General features: G+C 73.1%; 19 protein-coding genes. 14 read left to right on the top strand and 5 right to left on the bottom strand.

Annotation, left to right across the window (positions count from 1 at the left end):
- Positions 1–47 precede the first annotated feature (47 nt).
- A complete protein-coding gene (locus tag ACFTXQ_RS02410; protein ID WP_382635046.1) occupies positions 48–836 on the bottom strand; it encodes a DUF4190 domain-containing protein in 789 nt (262 codons plus the stop codon).
- Positions 837–1109: 273 nt separating this feature from the next.
- Here ACFTXQ_RS02410 and ACFTXQ_RS02405 point away from each other — a divergent pair, with 273 nt between their 5' ends.
- The 5 genes from ACFTXQ_RS02405 to ACFTXQ_RS02385 all read left to right on the top strand — a co-directional run bounded on the left by ACFTXQ_RS02405 (position 1110) and on the right by ACFTXQ_RS02385 (position 7390).
- Positions 1110–2303, top strand: coding sequence for a cytochrome P450 (locus ACFTXQ_RS02405; RefSeq protein ID WP_382635044.1), 1194 nt, complete (start codon positions 1110–1112; stop codon positions 2301–2303).
- A 98-nt stretch (positions 2304–2401) separates the two neighbouring features.
- Positions 2402–3790: a hypothetical protein gene (locus ACFTXQ_RS02400; protein WP_382635042.1), complete on the top strand. Its 1389-nt coding sequence runs from the start codon at positions 2402–2404 to the stop codon at positions 3788–3790.
- Between the two features lie 51 nt (positions 3791–3841).
- Entirely contained in the window at positions 3842–5107 is a 1266-nt protein-coding gene (locus ACFTXQ_RS02395) for an AAA family ATPase (protein ID WP_382635040.1), read from the top strand.
- Positions 5104–6345: a VWA-like domain-containing protein gene (locus ACFTXQ_RS02390; RefSeq protein WP_382635038.1), complete on the top strand. Its 1242-nt coding sequence runs from the start codon at positions 5104–5106 to the stop codon at positions 6343–6345. The genes ACFTXQ_RS02395 and ACFTXQ_RS02390 overlap by 4 nt, the downstream gene beginning before the upstream one ends.
- A 130-nt stretch (positions 6346–6475) precedes the next feature.
- Positions 6476–7390, top strand: coding sequence for a hypothetical protein (locus tag ACFTXQ_RS02385; RefSeq protein WP_382635036.1), 915 nt, complete (start codon positions 6476–6478; stop codon positions 7388–7390).
- On the opposite strand, the gene ACFTXQ_RS02380 is transcribed toward ACFTXQ_RS02385, so the two are convergent.
- Together ACFTXQ_RS02380 and ACFTXQ_RS02375 are read right to left on the bottom strand one after the other, a co-directional pair.
- Positions 7372–8211, bottom strand: coding sequence for a class I SAM-dependent methyltransferase (locus tag ACFTXQ_RS02380; protein WP_382635034.1), 840 nt, complete (start codon positions 8209–8211; stop codon positions 7372–7374). The genes ACFTXQ_RS02385 and ACFTXQ_RS02380 overlap by 19 nt on opposite strands.
- A gap of 62 nt (positions 8212–8273) precedes the next feature.
- Positions 8274–9233, bottom strand: a complete 960-nt coding sequence (locus tag ACFTXQ_RS02375; RefSeq protein ID WP_382635032.1) for a hypothetical protein — start codon at positions 9231–9233, stop codon at positions 8274–8276.
- Positions 9234–9341: 108 nt separating this feature from the next.
- Here ACFTXQ_RS02375 and ACFTXQ_RS02370 point away from each other — a divergent pair, with 108 nt between their 5' ends.
- Together ACFTXQ_RS02370 and ACFTXQ_RS02365 are read left to right on the top strand one after the other, a co-directional pair.
- Entirely contained in the window at positions 9342–9827 is a 486-nt protein-coding gene (locus tag ACFTXQ_RS02370) for a hypothetical protein (RefSeq protein ID WP_382635030.1), read from the top strand.
- A 241-nt stretch (positions 9828–10068) separates the two neighbouring features.
- Positions 10069–10800, top strand: a complete 732-nt coding sequence (locus ACFTXQ_RS02365) for a VOC family protein (RefSeq protein WP_382635117.1) — start codon at positions 10069–10071, stop codon at positions 10798–10800.
- A gap of 3 nt (positions 10801–10803) precedes the next feature.
- Here the strand turns inward: ACFTXQ_RS02365 and ACFTXQ_RS02360 are convergent, their stop codons facing one another.
- Complete coding sequence (locus tag ACFTXQ_RS02360) at positions 10804–12345, bottom strand: immunity 49 family protein (RefSeq protein ID WP_382635028.1); 1542 nt, start codon at positions 12343–12345, stop codon at positions 10804–10806.
- Positions 12346–12483: 138 nt separating this feature from the next.
- Between ACFTXQ_RS02360 and ACFTXQ_RS02355 the strand changes: the two genes are divergently transcribed.
- The 6 genes from ACFTXQ_RS02355 to ACFTXQ_RS02330 all read left to right on the top strand — a co-directional run bounded on the left by ACFTXQ_RS02355 (position 12484) and on the right by ACFTXQ_RS02330 (position 20130).
- Entirely contained in the window at positions 12484–12687 is a 204-nt protein-coding gene (locus ACFTXQ_RS02355; protein WP_382635026.1) for a hypothetical protein, read from the top strand.
- Between the two features lie 146 nt (positions 12688–12833).
- Complete coding sequence (locus ACFTXQ_RS02350) at positions 12834–14318, top strand: aldehyde dehydrogenase family protein (protein ID WP_382635024.1); 1485 nt, start codon at positions 12834–12836, stop codon at positions 14316–14318.
- Between the two features lie 15 nt (positions 14319–14333).
- A complete protein-coding gene (locus ACFTXQ_RS02345) occupies positions 14334–15905 on the top strand; it encodes a GMC family oxidoreductase (RefSeq protein ID WP_382635022.1) in 1572 nt (523 codons plus the stop codon).
- Positions 15902–17005, top strand: a complete 1104-nt coding sequence (locus ACFTXQ_RS02340) for a glycine betaine/L-proline ABC transporter ATP-binding protein (RefSeq protein WP_382635020.1) — start codon at positions 15902–15904, stop codon at positions 17003–17005. Before ACFTXQ_RS02345 ends, ACFTXQ_RS02340 begins: the two co-directional genes overlap by 4 nt.
- 52 nt (positions 17006–17057) lie before the next feature.
- Positions 17058–19151, top strand: a complete 2094-nt coding sequence (locus ACFTXQ_RS02335; RefSeq protein ID WP_382635018.1) for an ABC transporter permease subunit — start codon at positions 17058–17060, stop codon at positions 19149–19151.
- 1 nt (position 19152) lies between these two features.
- Complete coding sequence (locus ACFTXQ_RS02330; protein ID WP_382635017.1) at positions 19153–20130, top strand: ABC transporter substrate-binding protein; 978 nt, start codon at positions 19153–19155, stop codon at positions 20128–20130.
- Between the two features lie 76 nt (positions 20131–20206).
- Here the strand turns inward: ACFTXQ_RS02330 and ACFTXQ_RS02325 are convergent, their stop codons facing one another.
- Positions 20207–21421, bottom strand: a complete 1215-nt coding sequence (locus ACFTXQ_RS02325; protein WP_382635016.1) for a S8 family serine peptidase — start codon at positions 21419–21421, stop codon at positions 20207–20209.
- A gap of 404 nt (positions 21422–21825) precedes the next feature.
- On the opposite strand from ACFTXQ_RS02325, the gene ACFTXQ_RS02320 reads away from it, so the two are divergent.
- The gene (locus ACFTXQ_RS02320) at positions 21826–22971 is read left to right on the top strand and encodes a hypothetical protein (RefSeq protein ID WP_382635015.1); all 1146 of its coding nucleotides are present in this window, start codon (positions 21826–21828) and stop codon (positions 22969–22971) included.

Below are 22971 nucleotides of genomic sequence, written 5' to 3'. Positions count from 1 at the left end.
CACCGCCCCGGCCGGGACGGTGGGCGCCCCCGGCCGGTGACGGCGGTTCAGGAACCGGTGGCCCGGACCGAACCGGTGCTCGCACCGGTGGAGTCGCCGAGGAAGCAGGTGACCTCGCGGTCCCCGATGGCCCAGGTGGCGGCCTGCGGGAAGTAGTAGTACACCTCCAGCTTGTCCGAGAGCTTGGCCTTGGCGCCCACGTAGTCGGTGAGCTTGGCGCCGGCGCACTTCTCCTCCGCCATCGCGGTGACCTTCTCCGTGCCGGGGAACGCGCCGTCCTCCAGGTTGAAGACGGCGTACGCCTCCCCCTCGTGCGGCTGGTCACAGGGCACGATCTTCACCTTGAAGGCGGCCTGGCCGCCGTCCTTGTCCTGGTACTCCGCGAGATCGCCGCCCGTGTTGAAGCAGTCCCCCGTGCGGATGTCGTTCACCTTGCTGGAGCCCGAGTCGGTGACCTGGCCACCGCTGTCGCGCTTCGGGGCGGGACCGTCGTCCAGCGCCCCGGACAGTCCGAGGACGAGGAAGACCCCGTAGAACGCGATGGTCAGGCCGTGGATGACGATCGCCGCGATGGCGAGGCCCTTGCCCTGCTCGCCGCGGTTGCGGATCTGGGAGAGGGCGATGATGCCGAGGATCAGCGGGACGAAGGGCAGTGCACAGACGAGCGACATGACGAACGCGACGATGGCCAGCGCGTTGGTCTTCTGCGACTGCATGGGGGGCGGCGCGTACCAACCCTGCCGGCTGCCGTAGGACCCGGGCTGGCCCGGCTGTCCGTACGGTCCCGACTGCGGGTACGGCTCGGGGGACGACGGTGGCTGCGGTGGTATGGACACGCGGGTGGAGCTCCTTGTTCAGAGGGTGGACGCAACCAGCGGCCGGGCGGTGACACCGCGGCCCGGCGGCGGGGCCCGGGCCCGGTCCGCGCGCGGCGGGCGACGGGTGGCAGGGGTGGCCGCGCATACGCTACCCCCCGGATCCGGGGAGGGTTCCCGTGGGGTCGGGTCCTCTGACGGAGCGTGCGGGCGGCTGTCAACTGCCGGGCTGCCGTGCGGCTGAAGGGCGCGGTCCCGGGGCCCCTCGTCCGGCGAGGTGTCTAGGGTGGGCTCATGGATCTGCAGCAAGAGCTCATGGACCGCCCGTACGACGTCTACCGGCGCCTGCGCGAGACCGCGCCGGTACAGCGGATCGCGGGGACGGACGGCAACCCGGCCTGGCTCGTCACACGCTACGACGACGTACGCGCGGCCCTGGCGGATCCGCGGCTCTCCCTGGACAAGAGGCATGCGGCGGAGGGGAGTTACCGCGGTCTCTCGCTTCCGCCGGCCCTCGACGCCAACCTGCTCAACATGGACCCTCCCGACCACACCCGCATTCGCGGGTTCGTGGCCCGTGCCTTCACCGCGCGGCGCGTCGAGCAGCTCCGCTCTCCGATACGCGAGACGGCCGACCGGCTCCTCGACCCGCTGGGCGCGGAGGGCACCACGGACCTCATCGCCTCCTACGCAGCGCCCCTGCCGATCATCGTGATCTGTGACCTCCTGGGCGTCCCGGAGGAGCAGCGCCGGGACTTCCGTGCCTGGACCGACGCGCTCATCGCCCCCGACCCGGCCCGCCCGCAGGCCGCCAAGCAGGCCGTGGCGGCCATGCTGGGCTTCTTCCTCGAGCTCGTCGCCCACAAGCGCCGGCACCCCGGTGCCGACCTGCTCTCCGACCTGATCGCCGTCCGCGACGCCGACGGCGACCACCTCACCGAGGACGAGCTCCTCTCCCTCGCCTTCCTCATCCTCTTCGCCGGCTACGAGAACACCGTGCAGCTCATCGGCAACGCGGTCCTGGCCCTGCTGCAGCACCCCTACCAGCTCGCCGTGCTGCGCAAGGACCCGTCCCGGCTCCGGGCCGCCGTCGAGGAGGCCGCCCGGTACGAAGGTCCCGCCCTCCTCGCCATCCGGCGCTTCCCCACCGAGGACGTGACCATCGGGGGCGTCACGGTCCCCGCCGGCGAGACGGTCCTGCTGTCCCTGTCCGCCGCCAACCGCGACCCGGACCGGTTCTCCGGCCCGGACCTCTTCGACCTCTACCGCGACACGACCGGCCACCTGGCGCTCGGCCACGGCATCCACTACTGCCTCGGCGCGCCGTTGGCCCGGGCGGAGACGGAGATCGCCCTGGCCGCACTCCTCGACCGCTTCGAGACGCTCGCCCTCACCGGCGACGACATCCGCCGGCGTCCGTCCCTGAGGGCCCGCGGCCTCGTCGAACTGCGGGTGCGGTACGGCGGAGCGGACGCCGCCCGCCGATAATGCCTGGCCGACCGGGAGGGAGTGGGGTTACGCTCCCTCCCGATGAACACTCATTCCGCTCTCGGATTGGGGGTCCCCACCGCGCAAGGTGAGTGCTGATGCACACTCCGACCGCTGATGGGGATTCCCGCCCTTCCTTCTGGCCGCGCGTGCGCGAGTTCGCCGTGCCGCCCTCCATGATCGAGACTGCGACCGCCCGCCGGCACGCCGGCGACTGGGCCGGGGCGTGCGCCGCCGCAGGCATCGACATCGATCTCAACCTGCGTTCCACTGCACGCACCCACGGGCACGACCTCGCCTCCCGCATCCGGGCCGACCTGCGTCATCTGGCGCCGGACCTGCTGCGCTGGCACATGCCGAGGATCGCTCCCGACGGGCTGCTGCGGCCGGGCCTGACGATCCCTCTGGCCCGGTACGACACCGCCGGACACGACGACGGCACCCGCCCGGTGCACCTCGTGGCCCGCACCGCGCCCCCCTGGGCGGACGGCGGCCAGCGGATCAGCCTCGCCCTGTGGGACGGGTCCCGCGACGGAGCCGGCGCCTGCCGTCATCCCCGTCCGCGTCCCGACCGGCGGTTCCGCCTCGACCTGCACCGCCACCTGTGGGACGCGCGCAGGACCGGCGAACTGCGCCTGCGTCACGGGGCGGTGGGGCCGCCGCGCTCCGACGGCCGCGCAGAAGACCACCGCGCGGACGACGGCCGTGCCACCGACCGGTGGGCCGCCGAGGCGCAGATCCTGCTCGCGGCCGAGGGGCGGTCCACCGGGGCCGTCACCGTGCGGCTCGGGGCCCGCGACCGGCTGGTCCTGGAGCTGGTCGCGGCCGGCGACGGCGCCGGCCCGCCCACCCTCCGGGCCGCGCCGGGCCGCGCGGACGGCAGCGCCTCCGCGCTGCCGGTGCTGCCGGACGCCGCCACCTGGGTGCTGCCCGACCTGGACCTGCTCCGCACCGGTTCGATCACGGCCGACCGGCTGCACCCGCTGGTGGCCTCCGCACTCGTACCGGACGGCTCGCAGGCCGCTGCCTCCCGGGCCCCGGACCGGGCCGGGGCGCCCCACCTCGTGGAGTGCCGGGGAGCCCTGCACCGGATCGGCCTGGTCGACGGAGTGCTGGCCCCGCTGGACCACCACCCGGACGAGATCCGCCGGGAGGAACTCCTCGCCGCGCTGAGCGGTACCCCGATGCCCTGCCTGCAGGCCATCGACACCGCTCACCGCCAACCGGACTGCCTCACCGGCGTCCGCGAACGCCTGGCCCACGGGGACACCGCCGGTGCGCTGGCCGTCGTGGAAGGCCTGCTCGGCCCCGACGCAGTGCTGCGCGACGGGGCTCTGCGCGACGCCCTGGAGGCGGCGGCGCTGCGGCGGGTCACCTACGGCCTGTTCCGTGCGGGCCTGGCCGGACCCGGCCCCGGCCGCATCCACCCGGGGGCCGTCCGCCCCCGCCACCACCGCCCCCACCCTCGCCAGGCGCACTCCGCCTGACCCCGGTCCCCGGCACCCCTTTCCCTCTTCACGACCCACAGGTGATCACACATGTCCTCATTCGTCCCGTCCGCCGAAATTCCCGCCCCGTCACGCCGTTCCCAGCTCGACGTCGCCGGCCAGCTGACGGCCCTGCTCCGCGACACCACCACCGAACCGCGCCCCGACACTCAGCTGGAGGCGCTGACCCTGGCCGTGGCCGCCGACCTGCCCGTGCTCCTGTGGGGTGAACCGGGCATCGGCAAGACCGCGGCCCTCACCCAGCTCGCCGAGTCCCTCGACCTTCCGCTGACCACGGTCATCGCCAGCGTCCACGAGCCGTCCGACTTCTCCGGCCTGCCCGTCGTCGGGGACGACCCCGCGGAGCAGGGCGTCCCCATGGCCCCGCCGGACTGGGCCGTACGGCTCGTCCGGGCCGGCCGGGGGCTGCTGTTCCTGGACGAGCTGTCCACCGCTCCCCCGGCCGTGCAGGCCGCCCTGCTCCGCCTCGTCCTCGAACGCAGGGTCGGCGCGCTGCAACTGCCGCCCGGCGTGAGGATCGTGGCCGCCGCCAACCCGCGCGCCTCGGCCGCCGACGGCTGGGAGCTGAGCCCGCCCCTCGCCAACCGGTTCGTGCACCTCCAGTGGACCCACGACCACGAGGTCGTCGTACGGGGCCTCGGCGGGACCTGGCCGCGGGCGACCCTGCCGCGCCTCGACCCGGAACGGCTCCCGCAGGCCGTGGCCTACGCCCGCCGTGCGGTGTGCGCGTTCCTCACCGCACGCCCCAAGCTCGTGCACCAGCTGCCCACCAACGAGACCCGCCGCGGCGGCGCCTGGCCCTCGCCGCGCAGCTGGGACATGACGCTGTCCCTGATCGCCTTCGCGACCGCCGCCGGCTCCGCGAAGGAGGTGCTCTCCCTGCTGGTCCGGGGCACCGTGGGGGACGGCCCGGGGCTGGAACTGCTGGCCAGTCTGGACCGGTTGGACCTCCCGGACCCCGAGGAGCTCCTCGCCGACCCGGCCGGCGCCGTCCTGCCCGAGCGCGGCGACCTGCGCCAGGCCGTGCTGGACGGGGTGGTGGCAGCGGTCCGCAAGCGCCCGGAGAAGTCCCGCTGGGACGCCGCGTGGGCGCTCCTGGTCCGGGCGGTGGAGACCGGGGCCCCGGACCTGGTGGTCGTCCCGGCCATGACGCTCGCCTCGCTGCGCCGCGCGGACTGGGAGGTTCCGGCGTCCATCGAGCGGCTCGCCGGAGTGGTGAGCCTGTCCCGGCGGGCGGACGACGCGGCGAACCACACGGCGGCCCGCGCCGGGGTCCCCGCGGGGGCCGGCCGGTGAATGCGACCGCACCGGGGCAGCCGGTCCTGGACCTCGACAAGCTGTTCGCCGCGCGGCTGCACGCCGCCCGGGTGCGCCCCTACCTGGCGGCGGCGCTGTTCGCCCTGCACACCGTGGCATCCCGGCGGGTACCGACGATGGCCGTCGACCGGCACTGGCGGTGTTACGTATCGCCGGGGTTCGTGGACCGCACGCCGGTGGAGGAACTCGCCGGGGTGTGGGTGCACGAGGTGTCGCACCTGCTGCGCGACCACCACGGGCGCGGCGACCGGGTCGCGCGGGAGCGCGATCTGACCGGGCCGGGAGAACGGCTGCGGATGAACATCGCCGCCGACTGCGAGATCAACGACGACGCCTTCGGCGACGGGCTGATGTGCCCCGAAGGCGCCGTGACGCCAGGGTACTTGGGGCTGCCATCGGGCCAGCTCATGGAGGACTACCTGCGGCGGTTCACCCTCGGCGCGAGCACCCGGGAGCTGGTCTGGCTGGACTGCGGCAGCGGCGCCGACGGACTGGACCGGGAGTGGGACCTGGGCGCGGACGGCGCGGACGGGCTGAGCCCGCAGGAACGGGACGCGGTCCGGTTCCGTGTCGCGCAGGGCATCAACGGCCGTCCGGGCAGTGCGTCGGAGGGCTGGCAGCGGTGGGCGGAGGAGGTCTTCCATCCGCCGCAGCCGTGGCGGGAGTTGCTGGGAGCGGCCGTCCGCTCGGCCACCTCCGGTTCGGGCGCGGGCCAGGACTACAGCTACGGCCGGCCCGCGCGGCGCTCGGCGGGGCTGCCCGGCGTCGTCCTGCCCAGCCTGCGGCGCAGGCCGCCCCGGGTCACCGTGATCATCGACACCTCGGGGTCCGTCAGCGATGCCGAACTGGGCAGCGCGGTCCTGGAGGTCGCCGCGATCACGCGCGCCGTGGGCGGCCGCCGGGATCTGATCACCGTGGTGCCGTGCGACGCGGCGGCCCGCATCGCGTACCCGCTGTGCCGCGGAGAGGGCATTCCGCTGCTGGGCGGCGGCGGCACGGATCTGCGCGCGGGCTTCACCAGGGCGCTACGGTCGGGCCCCCGGCCGGACGTGATCGTGGTCCTGACGGACGGGCAGACGGGCTGGCCGCAGACGCGGCCGCCGTGCCGGACGGTGGTCGGCCTGTTCTCCCGGGTGGCGGCATCGTGGGACGAGGACGACCCCGACTACGTACCGGACGCGCCGCCCGCCTGGGCGCAGGTGGTGACCATCGGCTAGGACCCCGCCGGGGGTCCTTCGAACGGGCGGTTCGCCGTGCGCGGGGGCGGCGTGGCGAGTGTCGGTGCGCCCGGCGGCCGTGGGTGGTGGGGTTGAGTGGCCGGGCCGTCCCTACTCCCGAGGAGCTGCCATGGCCGTCCAGGAACGTCCTCCCGCAGGCACGATCCTGCTCTGCGACTCCCAGGCCTTCGGCTGCGCCGGTGCGGTGTTCCGCGTCGACCCGGTCACCGGCGAGGCGCGGCTGCTCGCCATGGGCGGCGAGCTCCAGGGGTCGACCGGGCTCGCCCTCGCGGCCGACGGCAGCGTCCTGATCAGCAAGGACCGGTTCTTCCCCGGGACCGGCGCGGTGCTGCGGCTGCCCGCCGGGGGCGGGACGCAGAGCGAGGTGTCGTCCGGCGGGAAGTTCGCCGCCCCGGTCGATGTCGCCGTCGAGGCCGACGGGCACATCCTGGTCGCCGACAGCTTCGCGGGCGGGTTCGGCGCCGTGATCCGGGTCCATCCCGCCACGGGTGAGCAGACCGTGGTGTGCGAGGGCACGGGGGGAGGCGATACTCCGCCGAGGCCCGTGAAGCTGTGCACCGCTGCGGACGGCGGCATCCTCGTCGTCGAGCAGGCCATGGCGGGCGGCGGGGCCCTGTCGGCCCGCGTGGTCCGCGTCGACCCGGCCACCGGATCCCGTACGACGGTCACCTCTGGCGGCGAGCTGCGCAGCCCCATCGGGGTGGCGGTCGGCGGTGACGGCGGCATCCTGGTTGCCGACGCCAATGCCTTCGCCGGCTTCGGTGGCGGCGTGATCAGGGTGGATCCGGTCAGCGGGGCGCAGACCACCGTGGCCTCCGGTGGTGGGTTCGCCGCCCCTCAGGCGCTGGCGATCGAGGCCGACGGCAGCCTCCTGATCACCGACAACGAGGCCCTGAACGGCGTGGGCACCCTGTTCCGGGTGAACCCCGCGACCGGGGCGCAGCAGGTGCTCGCCTCGGGCGGGGACTTCAAGCGCCTGACCGGAGTGGCGGTCGTACCCGCCGCTCAGGCGGCGGGTCCCTGACCCCGGCGGCCCCAGGTCGTGAGCATGCCCGGTGACAGTCCGGTGCACCGGGGGGAATCCAGGTAGCGCAGGGCCTCGTCGATCTGCGCGTCGTCGACGAGGCCCGTTCCCGCCATGGCCTCCCGGGCGCGGTCCCAGGTGTCGGCCCAGAACCGGCTGATCGCACTGCCGGGTTCGAGGGGCGGTACGTGGATCTCGGCCGCTACGGATTCCAGCCCGGCCGCGCGCAGCAGCTCGGGGTGGCGGGGGACGCGCGAGACGTCGGTCCCGATGGTGGCGCGCAGTCCCTGCCACATGGCCCGCATGGCGCGGGTGTAGGGCGTGTCGGGGGCGGAGTCCGTCGTCAGGTCGACGGCGTCGCTGATGACCAGTACTCCGCCGGGGGCGAGCAGCCGGCTCAGCCTGGCGACCATGCGCTGCGGGAAGGGCAGGTGCATGAGGACGAACCGGGCGTGCACGAGGTGGAAGAGCCCGGGAGTGAAGTCGTCGGCGGTGATGTCCGCCTGCCGCACCGTCAGTCCGGGCAGGGGGTGCGCCGCGAGGAACCGTACGTCGCGGTCCACCGCGAGGACCTCGGCGACGCCCGCCTCCTCCAGGAGCCTTCGCGCGACGCTTCCGGTGCCCGCGCCCACGTCCAGGCACCGCCAGCCGGGTCCGGCTCCGAGCAGCCGCAGTCGGGTCATGGTCGTTTCGTCGTAGGTGAGGGCCCCGAGGTCGATCCGGTCGCCCTCGCCTCCCTCGTCGGGACGGAAGACCCGCTCTCCGTAGCGCCCCTCGCCCGGGGGCGCCGCACCGTCCGACGGCAGACCTGCGCCAGCCATGGCCCCATTGTCACCCGACCGTGGCCGCCGGGCGCGCCCGGCGGGCCCGGCGGCCGGTGCGGCTACGGCTGGGGTGTGCCGGACCAGCGGATCGGGTGGCGGGTGGGGCCTGCGGTGAGCCAGGAACCGTCGCCGAGGGGCTGGAGCTCGTACGCGCTGTCCGCCTCGACGGTGAGCTCGCCGCCGACCGCACCCGTGCGCACGTCGACCAGGTGGTAGCGGAACCACTCCTGCGCGTCGTCGTCCTCGTTCTCGCCGCCCAGGGCGACGACGGCGGTGTCCGGGGTCAGGTAGCCGCCGGCCCATTCCACGAAGACCCGGTCCGGGTCGTGGCCGAAGGCCTCCACGGGGAGGGTGAAGATCACGTCGCCTGAGGGGTGCCGGTGGAAGGCGACGTCCGACTGGTCGTGGTTGACGGACATGAACTGCTCGCCGCCCGGCGACAGGCCGATCAGGCAGCGGTCGTCCCACGGGTAGGTGACGAACTCCGGCTCGCCGTCGTCCGGCACCGCGCCCCGGATGATGACGGAGCCGTCCTGGCCCTCGCCGACGTCGAGGTAGACGCTGCCGTCGGTGGGGTGCACGAGCTGGATGCCTCCGTGCCCGACCGTCTCCAGCTCGGTGCGGGCCACGACCGCTCCGCTGCCGACGTCGTACGCGACCCACTGGTCCGCTCCCCCGCGGCCCGCCATGGCGTCCGGCCGGTAGACCCACGCCGTACGGCCGTCCCGGGACAGCGCACAGCCGGGCCGGTGGCCGTAGGGCTGGTCGGAGTGCGGTTCGAACGCCGATGTCCACACCACGTCGCCGGCGCGCGTGAGGCAGACGGCGGAGTTCAGCGTGGTGTACACGACCCGCTGCAGGTCGGCCGGCACGGCCGAAGCCACGACCTCGTCACCGTCGAGCGGCCGGAACACCGCGACGGGCTCCAGCCGGCCGAAACCGCCGGAGGCCACGTCGTAGGCACGGATCTGCCCGTCGACGTGCCGGGTGACGACCTGCGGCACGGGAATCCCAGTCATCCGCCGAGGCTAACCCCGGGGCCGTCCCGGCCGGCGGCCGGGGTTCGGTACCGGCCCCGGCGGAAATGGACTGGCGACGCATCGATGCGGTGCCCGAGGATCGGGATCGTGGAAACAGTGGTGCAGTGGGTTCGTACGTCGTGGACCAAACAGTCACGCGGAGGGCCGGGAGCCGCGCTCCGCAACGCGGCCCCGGTCGCCTTCCCGCTGCCGCGCACCGCAGCGCCGTTCGTGCAGGAGGTCCTGATGCACGAAGCCGACGCGTTCGAGCCGCGGTTCGTCACCCACTCGGTCCCGCCCGAGCCCGACGCGGAGCCCTCCGTGCTCCTGCGGGAAGAGGACGGTCTGCTGCGGGTCCAGCCGGCCGTGACGCCGTTCGGGATGCCGCGCAGATGGCGGCGGCCGCCTGCGGTCCGGCTCGCCCGTGGCGAATGGCTGCGCTGGCAGGTGAACCACCGCTTCGCGGGCTCGCACGGCGACGCGTGGACGTACCGCCTCGACACCCTCAACCTCGCCTACGGCCCGCACACGCCGGCTGACCTCTTCATGGGCACGCCCACCCGGCAGGTCAGCGAACTCGCCGCGTTGCGCTGACGCCATCCGGGGATGCGCTGCGCCGCCCGGGTGCCCGTCCGCCGTGTTGTCGTGGGGTTGGCCCGGGCTCGGTACGAAGATGTGGCCGATCCGACTGATGGTATTCACGCAGCTACGCACCGCTTCCGGCCGCTCCCACGAGTACCGTGGAAGGGTCTCCCGGGGGCACCGGCGGACGGGGTTGAGAGTCGTGTCGACATCGAGTCACGAAACATTCGGCGCGCCCTGCTGGGTCAGTCTGATGGCCCGCGACCTCGGCGCGGCCCAGGAGTTCTACGGGGCGGTCCTCGGCTGGGAATTCGGGCCCGCCCACCTGGGAGAGGGGTTCTCGGTCGGCTTCGCCGACGGGGTCCCGGTGGCCGGGCTCGGCGCCCTGCCGCCGGCGATCACGGTTCCCGTTGCCTGGACCCCGTACTTCGCCGTAGACGACGCCGACATCACGGCGGCCCGCATCCTCGAGCGCAGCGGTACCGTCGCCGTCGGCCCCCTGCACTTCGGCACCGGAAGGGCCGCGATCGGCGCCGACCCCGACGGGGCGGTCTTCGGGATCTGGCAGGGGGACGCCATCCCCGACTGGGGTATGGGCGGCGAAGCCGCTCCGGCCTGGCTGGAGCTGCGGACGCGGAACGCCTTCGACGCCGCGATCTTCTACGGCGAGGTCCTGGAGTGGGCCTGTGATCACGCCGGCTGCTGCGAGGTCTCCTACATGGAGGAAAGCGACCGGATCCTGCTGCGCCACGCGGGCCGGACGGTGGCCCGCCTGCACGGCGGGGGGCTCGCGGAGGCTCCCGATCCGCACCTTAGGCCGCGCTGGCACAGCCTCTTCCGGGTGCCCGACCCCGAAACCGCCGTGAAGGCGGCCACCGCACTGGGCGGCAGCACCCTCACGGTGACGGATTCCGGCCCCCTCCCCCGCGAGATCACCCTGCGGGACCCGGACGGTGCCCTGTTCGGCATCGTCGGTCCCGCGTAGCGGTCAGGCGATCGTCTCGATCCGCTGGCCGTTGACGAGGTAGGCGGGCAGGCAGGGCTGTGTCCGGTCGACCGGGAAGCCCTGGTCGTGGGCCAGGCAGGCCATGGCCAGCGGGCCCAGCGCCACCCGGGCGCGCGGCGCCGCCGAACCGTCCCAGTAGCCGCCGTGTTCCGCGAGGGCCTCGGCGAGCGCCTCGCCGAAGGCCTCGGCGTCCCGCGCGACGATTCGGTGGAAGAGGGCGGCCGGCTGGAAGTCCACCCGGTTCACGAAGTCGCCCGGTGCGTGCGTCAGGGCCTCCGGCATGGACGTCTGCATGGTGGCGACCAGCTTGTCGACGACCGCGTCCATGGAGCCGTCGGCGGAGAAGTAGGTCTGCAGGGTGTCGATCCAGTGCAGGACGTAGGCGTCGACGGAGTCGTCCTGCCGCAGCGTCTCCAGCGGCACCCGGCACAGCCGGGCGATCCGGTCGTGCTGGCGGCACACGACGGCGAGGTAGAGCGCGTCGAGCCAGGCCCGTGCGTCCGCGGGCGGCGCGGCGGGCAGGGCGGGCAGCTGCGCGACGTGGTCCTCCCCCAGGTGGCACTGGGTGGCCTCGGCTCCGGTGAACAGCGCGGAGCCGAGCTGCACGGCGGCGGCCCAGGCGTCCCAGCTGGTGACGTCCGCCACGTCCGGATCGGTGGCGCAGTGGGCGTGGGCGAGCGACAGGGCGGAGGCGAAGGCACCGGCCGTTGCGGACTGGTCCTGTGCGAGGCGGGATATCGACTCGGCCGTGTCCCGGGTGAGCGCGGCGACGTCGGGCGCCCGGTCCGCGGCGCGGGTGGCGAGGCGGCCGGCGCCGTCGAGGCGGACGAGTCCCTTCATCAGGGCGAGGAGCTCCGGCGGCGGCTGCAGCGAGAAGGTGCGGGTGTCCTGGTCGATGGCCGTGAGCGAGGTGAGGCCGCCGCGGTGCCACCAGTAGACCCGCGGCGACAGGGGCCCGGGGCCGTCCTCGTACGCGCCGAGCGCGTAGGAGGCGAGGTCGTTGAGGGCGTCCACCACCGAGCCGTCGGCGATCGGGTGGTAGGCGAGCAGGTGCCGGGTGGGGACCACGACGAGGGCGCCGGCCGGCGGGAGCGGCTCGCCGATGACCTGCCGGGCCAGTTCCGACAGGTAGAGCGCCTTGGCGGCGACGAAGTGGGAGTCGCCGTACACGGAGTGCAGCGTCGCCCGCCCCTCGATGGGGACGTCCTCGTGCGTGACCGGTACGCGCATCAGGTTCGCGTACGCCGCCTGCCCCAGCTCCTGGATGCCGACGCGCGCGACGTCGTCATCGGTCAGGATGCGCACGCCGGTGGGTGCGTCGAGGGCGTAGGCGAAGACGAGCCCGTCGGCAACGAGGCGCGCGTACCGCAGGTTTCCGGCCATTTCCTGCGTGAGCGACTCGACGGGCAGCAGACGGGCGCTCGTCCCGCGGAGCAACTCCTCGGCGCTCTCGCCGCCGAGGCTCGTCCACGGCAGACGGGGGTCCGGGATGCCGTTGGTTTCAGGGTAGTTGTCTTGATCCACCCCTTCGACTCTACGAGACGGGAGCGGGTCGGCGTGCGGCCGGGTGGCCCGACAGCCCAGGACCCACCGCCGGTGAGGGTTCATGACGGAACGGTTACGTGCCGCCACATGGACCGGCCGGGGTCGTTGGAACCGGGTATGGACCAGAAAACCGTTTCGTCTCCGGAGTGGGCCGGATTCGCCCGGCTGGCCGAGGAGTTCTGGCAGGCATCCGACGCGCCGATCTACGACGCCCTGGAGCGTCAGTGGCTCGCGCAGGGCCGCGAGGTGCCACGGCGCCCGGGCCTGGCGTGGGACGGCCCGCGTCCGGCGCGCTCCGACGACCTGTTCCGCCGCGCCTGAGGGTCCGGCTCCGCGGACCCACGGCGTGACTCCAGTCACTTCCGGTTACGGATGGGACATGAGTTCCGGGGCAGGGGGCATGCGCGGTGATTGCCAGGTCACCGCGGGTCCGCCGCGTTGACGGAACCCGGAGGTACAGAGTCGTCGTGTCGGAGCAGAAGACCATCTACACAGCCGGAACGTGGCGGTCCGCGATATCGGGAGCCTCCAGGGAGATCCTGGACCCGGCGGACGCCTCCGTCCTCGCCGTGGTCGCCGAGGGCGACACCGCCGACACGGACGCGGCCGTGAGCGCCGCACGGGACGCCTTCGACGGCGGCGAGTGGCCGCGGACCCCGGCCGCCGAGCGGGCGGCGCTGCTGCGGCGCACGGCCGGCCTGCTCCAGCGCGACCGCGAGCGCATCGGCCTGCTGGAGAGCCTGGACGCGGGCAAGACCCTCGAAGAGGGCCGGGTGGACGTGGACTGCGTCGTCGACGCCTTCCGCTACTTCGCCGACCTCGTCGCAGGCGAGGGCACGGGCCGGGTCGTCGACGCCGGATCCCCCGACATCCACAGCGTCGTCGTCCACGAGCCGGTCGGCGTGTGCGCCCTGATCACCCCGTGGAACTACCCGCTGCTCCAGGCCAGCTGGAAGATCGCCCCGGCCCTGGCCGCGGGCAACACCTTCGTGATCAAGCCCAGTGAGATCACCCCGCTGACGACCGTCGCCCTCATCGAACTGCTGGCCGAGGCGGGCCTGCCCGCCGGAGTCGCCAACCTCGTCACCGGAGCCGGTGATCCGGTCGGCGCCCGCCTCGCCTCCCATCCCGATGTCGACCTGGTGTCCTTCACCGGCGGACTCGCCAGCGGCACGAAGGTCATGCGCGCGGCCTCCGACACGGTCAAGAAGGTCGCCCTGGAACTCGGCGGCAAGAACCCCAATGTCGTCTTCGCCGACGCCTGCGCCACCGAGGACGGCTTCGACACCGCCGTCGACCAGGCCCTGAACGCGGCCTTCATGCACAGCGGCCAGGTGTGCTCGGCCGGCTCCCGCCTGATCATCGAGGAACCGCTGCGCGAACGCTTCGTCGCCGAACTCGCCCGCCGCGCCGAGAAGATCCGCATCGGCCGCGGCACCGAGCCCGGCATCGAGTGCGGCCCGCTGGTCTCGGCGGCCCAGCTGGAGCGGACCGAGTCGTACGTCGCCTCCGCGCTCGCCGAGGGCGCCGTACTGCGCGCCGGGGGCGAACGACCCCCGGGCGGCGGCTACTTCTACCGGCCGACCGTCCTCGACCGCTGCCACCGCCGCATGCGCGTGGTGCGCGAGGAGGTCTTCGGACCGGTCCTGACGGTCGAGACCTTCCGCACCGAGGCCGAGGCCGTCGCGCTCGCCAACGACACCGAGTACGGGCTGGCCGGCGGCGTCTGGACCGCGGACCTCGACCGGGCGGCCCGGGTGGCGGGCCGGCTGCGCCACGGCACCGTCTGGATCAACGACTTCCACCCCTACCTGCCGCAAGCCGAATGGGGCGGCTTCGGCAAGTCCGGCATCGGACGCGAGCTCGGCCCGTCCGGACTGGCCGAGTACCGCGAGACCAAGCACGTGTACCAGAACCTCGCTCCGCGCCCCGTGCGCTGGTTCGCGGGCTGAGGAGGCAGGAGAGACATGACCAAGGACACGAACCAGTACGTGCGGTACGCGCACGAGGACGAGCGCGAGTACGACTACGACTACGTCGTCGTCGGCGGCGGCACCGCCGGCTCGGTGATCGCCTCCCGGCTGACCGAGGACCCGGACGTCACCGTCGCCGTCATCGAGGGCGGCCCGAGCGACGTCGACCGCCCCGACGTGCTGACCCTGCGCCGGTGGATGGGCCTGCTCGGCGGCGAACTCGACTACGACTACCCCACCACCGAGCAGCCGCGCGGCAACTCGCACATCCGGCACAGCCGGGCCCGCGTGCTGGGCGGCTGCTCCTCCCACAACACCCTCATCGCCTTCAAGCCGCTCCCGTCCGACTGGGACGAGTGGTCGGACGCGGGCGCCGAGGGGTGGCACGCGGCGGCCATGGACCCGTACTTCGACCGGCTCCTCAACAACATCGTGCCGGTCGGCGACGCGGACCGGAACGCCATCGCCCGTGACTTCGTGGAGGCCGCCCGGGGCGCGCTGGGCGTGCCCGTCGTCGAGGGCTTCAACCGCAAGCCGTTCCACGAGGGCGCCGGATTCTTCGACCTCGCCTATCACCCGGAGACCAACAAGCGCTCGTCGGCCTCGGTGGCGTACCTGCACCCGATCATGGACGAGCGCCCCAACCTGCGGATCCTGCTGGAGACCTGGGCGTACCGCCTGGAGCTGGACGGCACGCGGGCGCGCGGCGTCCACGTCCGCGCCGCGGACGGCACGAAGTCGCTGATCACCGCACGCCGCGAGGTGGTGGTGTGCGCGGGCGCCGTGGACACCCCGCGCCTGCTGCTGCACTCCGGCATAGGCCCCCGCGAGGACCTGGAGGCGCTCGGGATTCCCCCGGTCCACGATCTGCCCGGTGTCGGCGAGAACCTCCTCGACCATCCGGAATCCGTGATCGTCTGGGAGACGAACGGCCCGATCCCCGAGAACTCGGCGATGGACAGCGACGCGGGGCTCTTCGTCCGGCGCGACCCGGACTCCCCCGGTCCCGACCTGATGTTCCACTTCTACCAGGTCCCGTTCACCGACAATCCGGAGCGGATCGGCTACGAACGCCCCGCGCACGGGGTGTCGTTGACCCCCAACATCCCCAAGCCGCGCAGCCGCGGCCGCCTCTACCTCACCAGCGCCGACCCCGAGGTCAAACCGGCCCTCGACTTCCGCTACTTCACGGACGAGGACGACTACGACGGCCGGACGCTGGTGGACGGCATCAAGCTGGCCCGCGAGATCGCCGCGACCGAGCCGCTGGCGGGCTGGCTCACACGCGAGGTGTGCCCGGGCCCGGAGGTCACCGGCGACGAGGCGCTGAGCGCGTACGCCCGCTCGGTGGCGCACACCGTCTACCACCCGGCCGGCACCTGCAAGATGGGCGCCGCCGACGACGAAGGGGCAGTGGTGGGACCGGACTTGAAGGTGCGGGGCCTGGAGGGCATACGCATCGCGGACGCCTCCGTCTTCCCGACGATGCCCGCCGTCAACCCGATGATCGGAGTACTCATGGTCGGCGAGAAGGCCGCCGAGCTGCTGGGCGGTGAGGTCCGGTGACCGCCGCGCATACCGGCCGGGGCGCGGCCGCCGCGGTCGACACCGCCGCCGCGCCCGTGTTCTCCGTGCAGGGCCTGTGGAAGGTCTTCGGCCCCTCGCGCAAGGCCGCACTGGTGCCGGGCTCGGAGGACGCCGCACTGCCCGCCGCCGAACTGCGCGAGCGCACGGGCTGCACCGCCGCCGTCCGCGACGTCACCTTCGACGTGCGCAGGGGCGAGGTCTTCGTCGTCATGGGCCTGTCCGGTTCCGGCAAGTCCACCCTGGTGCGCTGCCTGACCCGGCTGATCGAGCCCACGGCCGGCTCACTCGCCATCGACGGCGAGGACGTCCTCGCCATGGATCCGGCCCGGCTGCGGGAACTGCGCCGCCACCGCGCCGCCATGGTCTTCCAGCACTTCGGCCTGCTGCCGCACCGCACCGTCCTGGACAACGTCGCCTACGGCCTGGAGATCCAGGGCGTGAGCCGCGCCGACCGGCGCGCCAAGGCGGCCGAGATGGTCGGCAAGGTCGGCCTCGAAGGCCTGGAGGACCGCCGGCCCGGGCAGCTGTCGGGCGGCCAGCAGCAGCGGGTGGGCCTCGCACGCGCCCTCGCCGCCGATCCGGAAGTGCTGTTGTTCGACGAGCCGTTCAGCGCGCTCGACCCGCTGATCCGGCGGGAGATGCAGGGCGAGGTGGCCCGGCTCCACCATGAGGAGGGCCGCACGATGGTCTTCATCACCCACGACCTGTCCGAGGCGCTGCGCCTCGGCGACCGGATCGCGCTGATGCGCGAGGGCCGGATCGTGCAGCTCGGCACGCCGGAGGAGATCGTGGGCTCTCCCGCCGACGACTACGTACGGGACTTCGTGCGCGACGTGCCGCGCGAGCAGGTGCTCACGGTACGCAGCGCGATGCGCCCGGCGACGGACGGCGAGGCCGGCCAGGGCCCTGCCCTGACCCCGGCGACCACGGTGGTGGAGGCCATCGAGGCCGTGGCCCGCAGCGGTGGCCCGGCGCGGGTCGTCGACGACGGCCGCTGCCTGGGCGTCGTCGACGACGCGGGCCTGCTCGCGGTGGTGGCCGGTCTGCCGGCCGCGGCCGGGCGGGGGGTGGCGGCATGACGCGCCGCAGCGGCTGCGCCGCCCCGGCCGCCGGCGCGGGGAGGTGGCGCGGATGAGCGCGACCACCACCAGACCCGTACGGGAGCCCGAGCCGGGAGGCCGGTCCGGGCGGCCGCAGCGGTCGCCCGGCGGCGGACGGGCCGAACGGGCGGGGCGGGCCGGAGAGACCGGTCCCCGGCGGTCCGCCGCCGGCCGGAATCCGGCCCGGCGCCTGCGGGCCCTGCTGCTCGACCACCGCGCCGGCCGCCGGGTCCTGCCCCTCGCCGTCGCCGCAGTGGTCCTGCTGCCGCTCGCGATGGCCTTCCCGGGCGGCGGGAGCTGGCCGGCCGCCCTCTCGGTGGACCTCTCCGGGCCGCTCGGCCGGGCCGGGGACTGGATCATCGACAACCGTGACGGGCACCCGCTGTTCCTCTACTTCTTCGGGCACGTCAGCAACGCCGTGGTGGTGTCCGTCCGCGCGGTGTACGTCATCCTGCTCGCCGCGGGCTGGACCGGCGTCACCGCACTGGCCGGACTCATCGCCCTGCGCCTGGCGGGCCTGAGGCTCGCCCTCACCTGTACGGCCGCCTTCGCGGCGTGCGGGCTGCTCGGCATGTGGGTCCCGACGATGCAGACCCTCGCCCTGATGGTCGTCGCCGTCGCCGCCTCCGTCGTGGTCGGCGCCCTGCTCGGCCTGGCCGCCGGGCTGTCGCCGCGAGCCGGGCGCGCGCTGCGCCCCGTACTCGACACCATGCAGGTGCTGCCCGCGTTCGCGTACCTGCTGCCCATGGTGCTGGTCTTCGGCATCGGCGTACCCGCCGCGGTGCTCGCCACCGTCGTGTACGCGGCTCCGCCGATGGCCCGGCTCACGGCACTCGGCCTGCGCGAGGCCGACGCCGGGGTGCTGGAGGCCGCGGCCTCGCTCGGTGCGACGGGGCGCCAGCGACTGCTGACCGCGCGGCTGCCGCTGGCCCGCCGGCAGATCCTGCTCGGCGTCAACCAGGCCATCATGATGGCGCTGTCGATGGCCGTCATCGCCTCCGTGATCGGTGCGGGCGGCCTCGGCGACCGCGTCTACCAGGCCCTCGCCTCGGTCGACGTCGGCGCGGCGCTCGCCGCCGGCATCCCCATCGTGCTGCTCGCGGTGGTCCTCGACCGCACCGCCGACGCGGCGGGGGAGCGACTGGGCGCCAGGCCGGTGCCCTCGTACGAACAGCCCCTGCTGCGACGGGTGTTCGCGGGCTGGTACGGGCGTCTGCTCACGGTCCTCACGGCCGTCGCCGCCGCCGTCGCGGGCCGTATGGCGGGCACGTCCCTGTGGCCCGGCTCCTGGACCGTGCCGATCGCGGAGCCCGTCAACCGGGCGGTCGGCTGGATGACCGATCACCTCTACTCGGGAGTGCCGGTGGTCGGAGGCACCGCCGACTGGGCGGCCCGCTTCACCGGCTGGATCCTCGATCCCCTGCGCTCCGGACTTCAGGGCACTCCCTGGTGGCTGCTCCTGCTCGTGGTCGGCGCGCTCGGGCTCCTCGCCGGCACCTGGCGCACCGCGCTGACGGCCGTCCTCGCGCTGGCCGCCATCGGTGTACTGGGCGTGTGGGAGCCCTCCCTCGACACCCTCTCGCAGGTGCTCGCCGCCGTGGCCGTCACCCTCGTGCTCGGTTTCACGATCGGTGTCGCGGCCGCCCGCAGCGCCCGCACGCAGCGCGTGCTGCGTCCGGTGCTCGACGTGTGCCAGACCATGCCGCAGTTCGTCTACCTCATCCCGGTGGTCGCGCTGTTCGGCGTCGGCCGGGCGCCGGCCGCGGCCGCCGCCGTCGTGTACGCGCTGCCCGCCGTCGTACGGATCACCGCCGAGGGCCTGCGCGAGGTCAGCCCGGCGGCCCTGGAGTCGGCCCGTTCCCTCGGCGCCACCGGGTCACAGCAACTGCGTCAGGTCCAACTCCCGCTGGCGCGGCGCGCGTTGCTACTGGCCTTGAACCAGGCGGTGGTGCTCGTACTCGCCGTCGTCATCATCGGCGGGCTCGTCGGAGGCGGCGCGCTCGGCTACGACGTCGTACTCGGCCTCGCCCAGGGCGACTTGGCCACCGGTCTGGTGGCCGGCGCCGCGATCGTCTGTCTCGGTCTGATGCTCGACCGGGTCACCCAGCCCGCGAAGGAGGCCTGACATGAAGGCGCACCATCAGGGGCGCGGCCGTCGCCTCCTCGGCGCGTTCGCCGCCGTGACCGCCCTCGCCGTGCTCACGGGATGCGGCGCGGCGGACATGACCCGCCAGACCTCTCCGTACGCCGCCGCGGAGGGCGCGAAGACCGTGACCCTCTCCGTGCAGTCCTGGGTCGGCGCCCAGGCGAACACCGCCGTCGCCGCCTACCTGCTCGAACACGAGCTGGGCTACCGGGTCGACACCGTGCAGGTGGACGAGGTCCCGGCCTGGGACGCGCTCAGCCAGGGCCGGGTCGACGCGATCCTGGAGGACTGGGGACACCCGGAGCAGGAGAAGAGGTACGTCCGGGACAAGAAGACCATCACGGCGGGCGGCGAGCTGGGCGTGACCGGTCACATCGGCTGGTTCGTCCCTACGTACTTCGCCGAGGCCCATCCGGACGTCACCGACTGGAAGAACCTCGACAAGTACGCCGACCAGCTGGGCACCGCCGAGAGCCGCGGCAAGGGCCAGCTGCTGGACGGCTCCCCCTCGTACGTCACGAACGACAAGGCGCTGGTGAAGAACCTGGGCCTGGACTTCGAGGTGGTGTTCGCCGGCTCCGAGGCCGCGCAGATCACCCAGATCAGGCAGTTCGCGAAGGAGCACAAGCCGTTCCTCACCTACTGGTACAAGCCGCAGTGGCTGTTCGAGCGGGTACCGATGACGGAGGTGAAGCTGCCCGAGTACAAGGAGGGCTGCGACGCCGAACCGGAGGCGGTCGCCTGCGCCTATCCCCACACGCCGCTGCAGAAGTACCTGAACACGCGGTTCGCGGAGACGGGCGGGAAGGCGGCGGAGTTCCTGAAGAGGTTCCGGTGGAGCGTCGAGGAGCAGAACGAGGTGGCCCTGATGATCGCCGAGGAGAAGCTTTCGCCGCAGGAGGCGGCGAAGAAGTGGGTGGAGCGCAACGAGCAGGTGTGGAAGCCCTGGGTGCGCTGATCCGCCACCGGTGACGCCGGGGCCGCCGCAACCCCCTCAGGTGCGGCGGCCCCGGCATGCCCGCGGGCGCGTCCGCCTACTTCTCGGACACCTTCAGCAGCTTGTTCGGGGTTCCGCTGCTCGGGTTGGTGATCTTCCCGGGGGTCGCCCCCGCGGTCAGGGCCTGAGCGACCTGCGCGGGCGTCGCGTCCTTGTGCCCGGCCAGGTAGAGGGCCGCCGCACCGACCACGTGCGGGGTCGCCATCGACGTGCCCGAGATGGTCTTCGTACCGCTGTCGCTGTCGTTCCAGTCGGAGGTGATCTCCGAGCCCGGCGCGTAGAGGTCCACGACCGCGCCGAAGTTGGAGAAGGAGGACTGGGAGTCGTCGGCCGCGCTGGAGGCCACCGTGATGGCCTCGGGGACCCGCGAGGGGGAGCCCTGGCCGGCGTCGGTGGACTCGTTGCCCGCCGCGACGGCGAAAGTGACACCGGCGGCTATGGAGCGGCGCACCGCCTCGTCGAGCGCCTCGTCGGCGCCGCCGCCCAGGCTCATGTTGGCCACCGAGGGCCCGGTGTGATGCTTCGTCACCCAGTCGATGCCCGCGACGACCTGCTCGGTGGTGCCCGAGCCGTTGTCGTCGAGCACGCGGACGGCGACGACCTTGGCCTTCTTGGCCACCCCGTGGGAGGTGCCCGCGATGGTCCCGGCGACGTGCGTGCCGTGCCCGTTGCCGTCGTCGGCGCTCTGGTCGTTGTCGACGGCGTCGAAGCCGTGCGAGGCCCGGCCGCCGAAGTCCTTGTGGCTGATCCGTACGCCGGTGTCGATGACGTAGGCCGTGACGCCCTCGCCGCCCGCGTCCGGGTAGGTGTACTTCTTGTCGCCCGCGGTCGCCGTCTGGTCGATGCGGTCGAGGCCCCACGACGGGGGGTTGTCCTGGGTGCTGTTGATCGTGAACTTCTTGTTCTGGACCACCTTGCCCACGGCCGGATCGGCGGCGAGGCGCTTGGCGGCGGTCTCCGAAAGCCCGGATGCGGAGAAGCCGTTGACCGCGGAGGTGTAGGTGCGCTTCAGCTCGCCGCCGTACTTCTTGGCGAGTGCCTGCTGGTCCGCGTCCTTCTCGAGTATGACGATGTAGCTGCCGCTGAGCGCGCCGGGGGCACCGAGGCCGTACACCGTCCCCTCGGCGGGGGTGTTCGCGCCGGCGAGGGGGGACAAGAGCATGCAGACACCGGTTGCAGTGGCGACTCCCGTGGCCACTGCAAGGATCCGGAAGCCGCGCGAACGGGTGCGTGCGTGCTGGGGAGTTGACATGAAGAGAGTGCTCCTCGTGTTGACGTGTGGGGCGTCAAAGCGTGCTGCGCAACCCCTGTGGATCCGGAAGATCTCCGGGGGGTCAGCTCGAAACCCTGACCGATTACGGGAGTTGGTTCAAGGCCGCCCCTGGCGTCGGGGTTATTCAACAACCTTTCTCAAAGAGACCTCCGCACCGGCCCCTCCGAATGGCCACACTCTTCGAACCACCCACACATCCACGCCACTTCTCGATGCATTCGCGAACGCGGCCCGGCGCGGGCAGTCGAAGTGCGGGATATGCGTGCGCCTCGGGGGGTTTGCGTGAGGAGGTCCGGTAGATCTCAACATCCCGTTGACCGGGCGCGGTTGAACGTTGAAGCATGCACGGGTCCATCCGTTCGACTGACGAAGGACTCACCCGCATGGGTAAAGGACCGTTACGCAGGACACGCGCGGCCTTCGCGGCCATCGGCACGGCCGTGCTGATTTCGCTGGCAGTCGCCACGCCCGCAGGCGCCGCGCCCGAACCGAACGACTCCGGATCCGGTCAGCTCGCGATCACCCTGGGCACGCCGGAGAAGGCGACCACCCTCACCGACGCCGATACCGGCGCCGGGGGTGAGGTGAGCGCCCAGGCGCTCGACTGCGCCGAAGGGTTCATCCGGCTCACCCGTACCGAGTCGTGCTCGAACCTGAAGATTCCCGTGGTCTACACGGTCAACGGAACACCCGCCGGCAGGGCGACCCTGCACTCCAAGGTCACGTCCACCCTCAACCCCCGGAACCGGTACGAGTCGAAGTACAAGGTGGAGCTGCGGCTGACGGACCCGTCCTCGTGGGCGGGTTGGGTGACCAACGGCAGGGTCGGCTTCGAGTGCAACCACTGCGACGTGAACGAGTCCGGTGAGCAGCTCCTGTTCCCGAACCAGACGCGTACGTACGAGTTCACCGTGTCGTCCCCCGGCCGGGCCCTGGTCAACGACAGCGTCCGCCCGTACGCCACCCTGGACGCGCCCCGGCACGACGAGGGCAGCGCGCTCATCGGGGAAACGTTCCGGCCGCGCTGCGACAGCACGCCCCGCATCACGCCCGTCGGGACCGGCGGCTGCGTGTACCCCGACGTCGCCGCCGTGTGGGTGCTCGACACGGCCAACCCGAGGGTCGACGCGGTGGCCTGGCACGTCGACTGGGCGCAGCGCAACCTCGACCAGCCGTGGGGGAAGCCGGGTACCCGGTACGCCCTGCACCGCACGTTCGACGACACGATCATCGATGCGAACCGTGACGTGGCCTGCGGCCGCGGCGTGCCGCGGCCGCCGCCGGGCAGTGGGCTGGCCTGTGACGAGTACCCCTTCGCCCAGTCGCTGGAGGGCGCGAGCCGGAACCCGGACTACTCCTGTCACTTCCTCGACGGGAACGACAACTCCCGTGAGGGCAGCCTGCGCAAGGCGTCGCTGAACGGCCAGCGGGTCCTGGAGGGCGACGCGTTCTACGTCCGCGTCCTCAAGGCCGCTGGTGCGGTGGCGCCGCCACAGGCGATGGGGCCGGTGGGCTGCGGCAGCGACTGA

The organism is Streptomyces sp. NPDC057010 (genome assembly GCF_042673805.1).
Lineage (GTDB): Bacteria > Actinomycetota > Actinomycetes > Streptomycetales > Streptomycetaceae > Streptomyces.
Note: the sequence above shows the minus strand (reverse complement) of the source record. Positions and strands in the feature narration are given on the sequence as shown.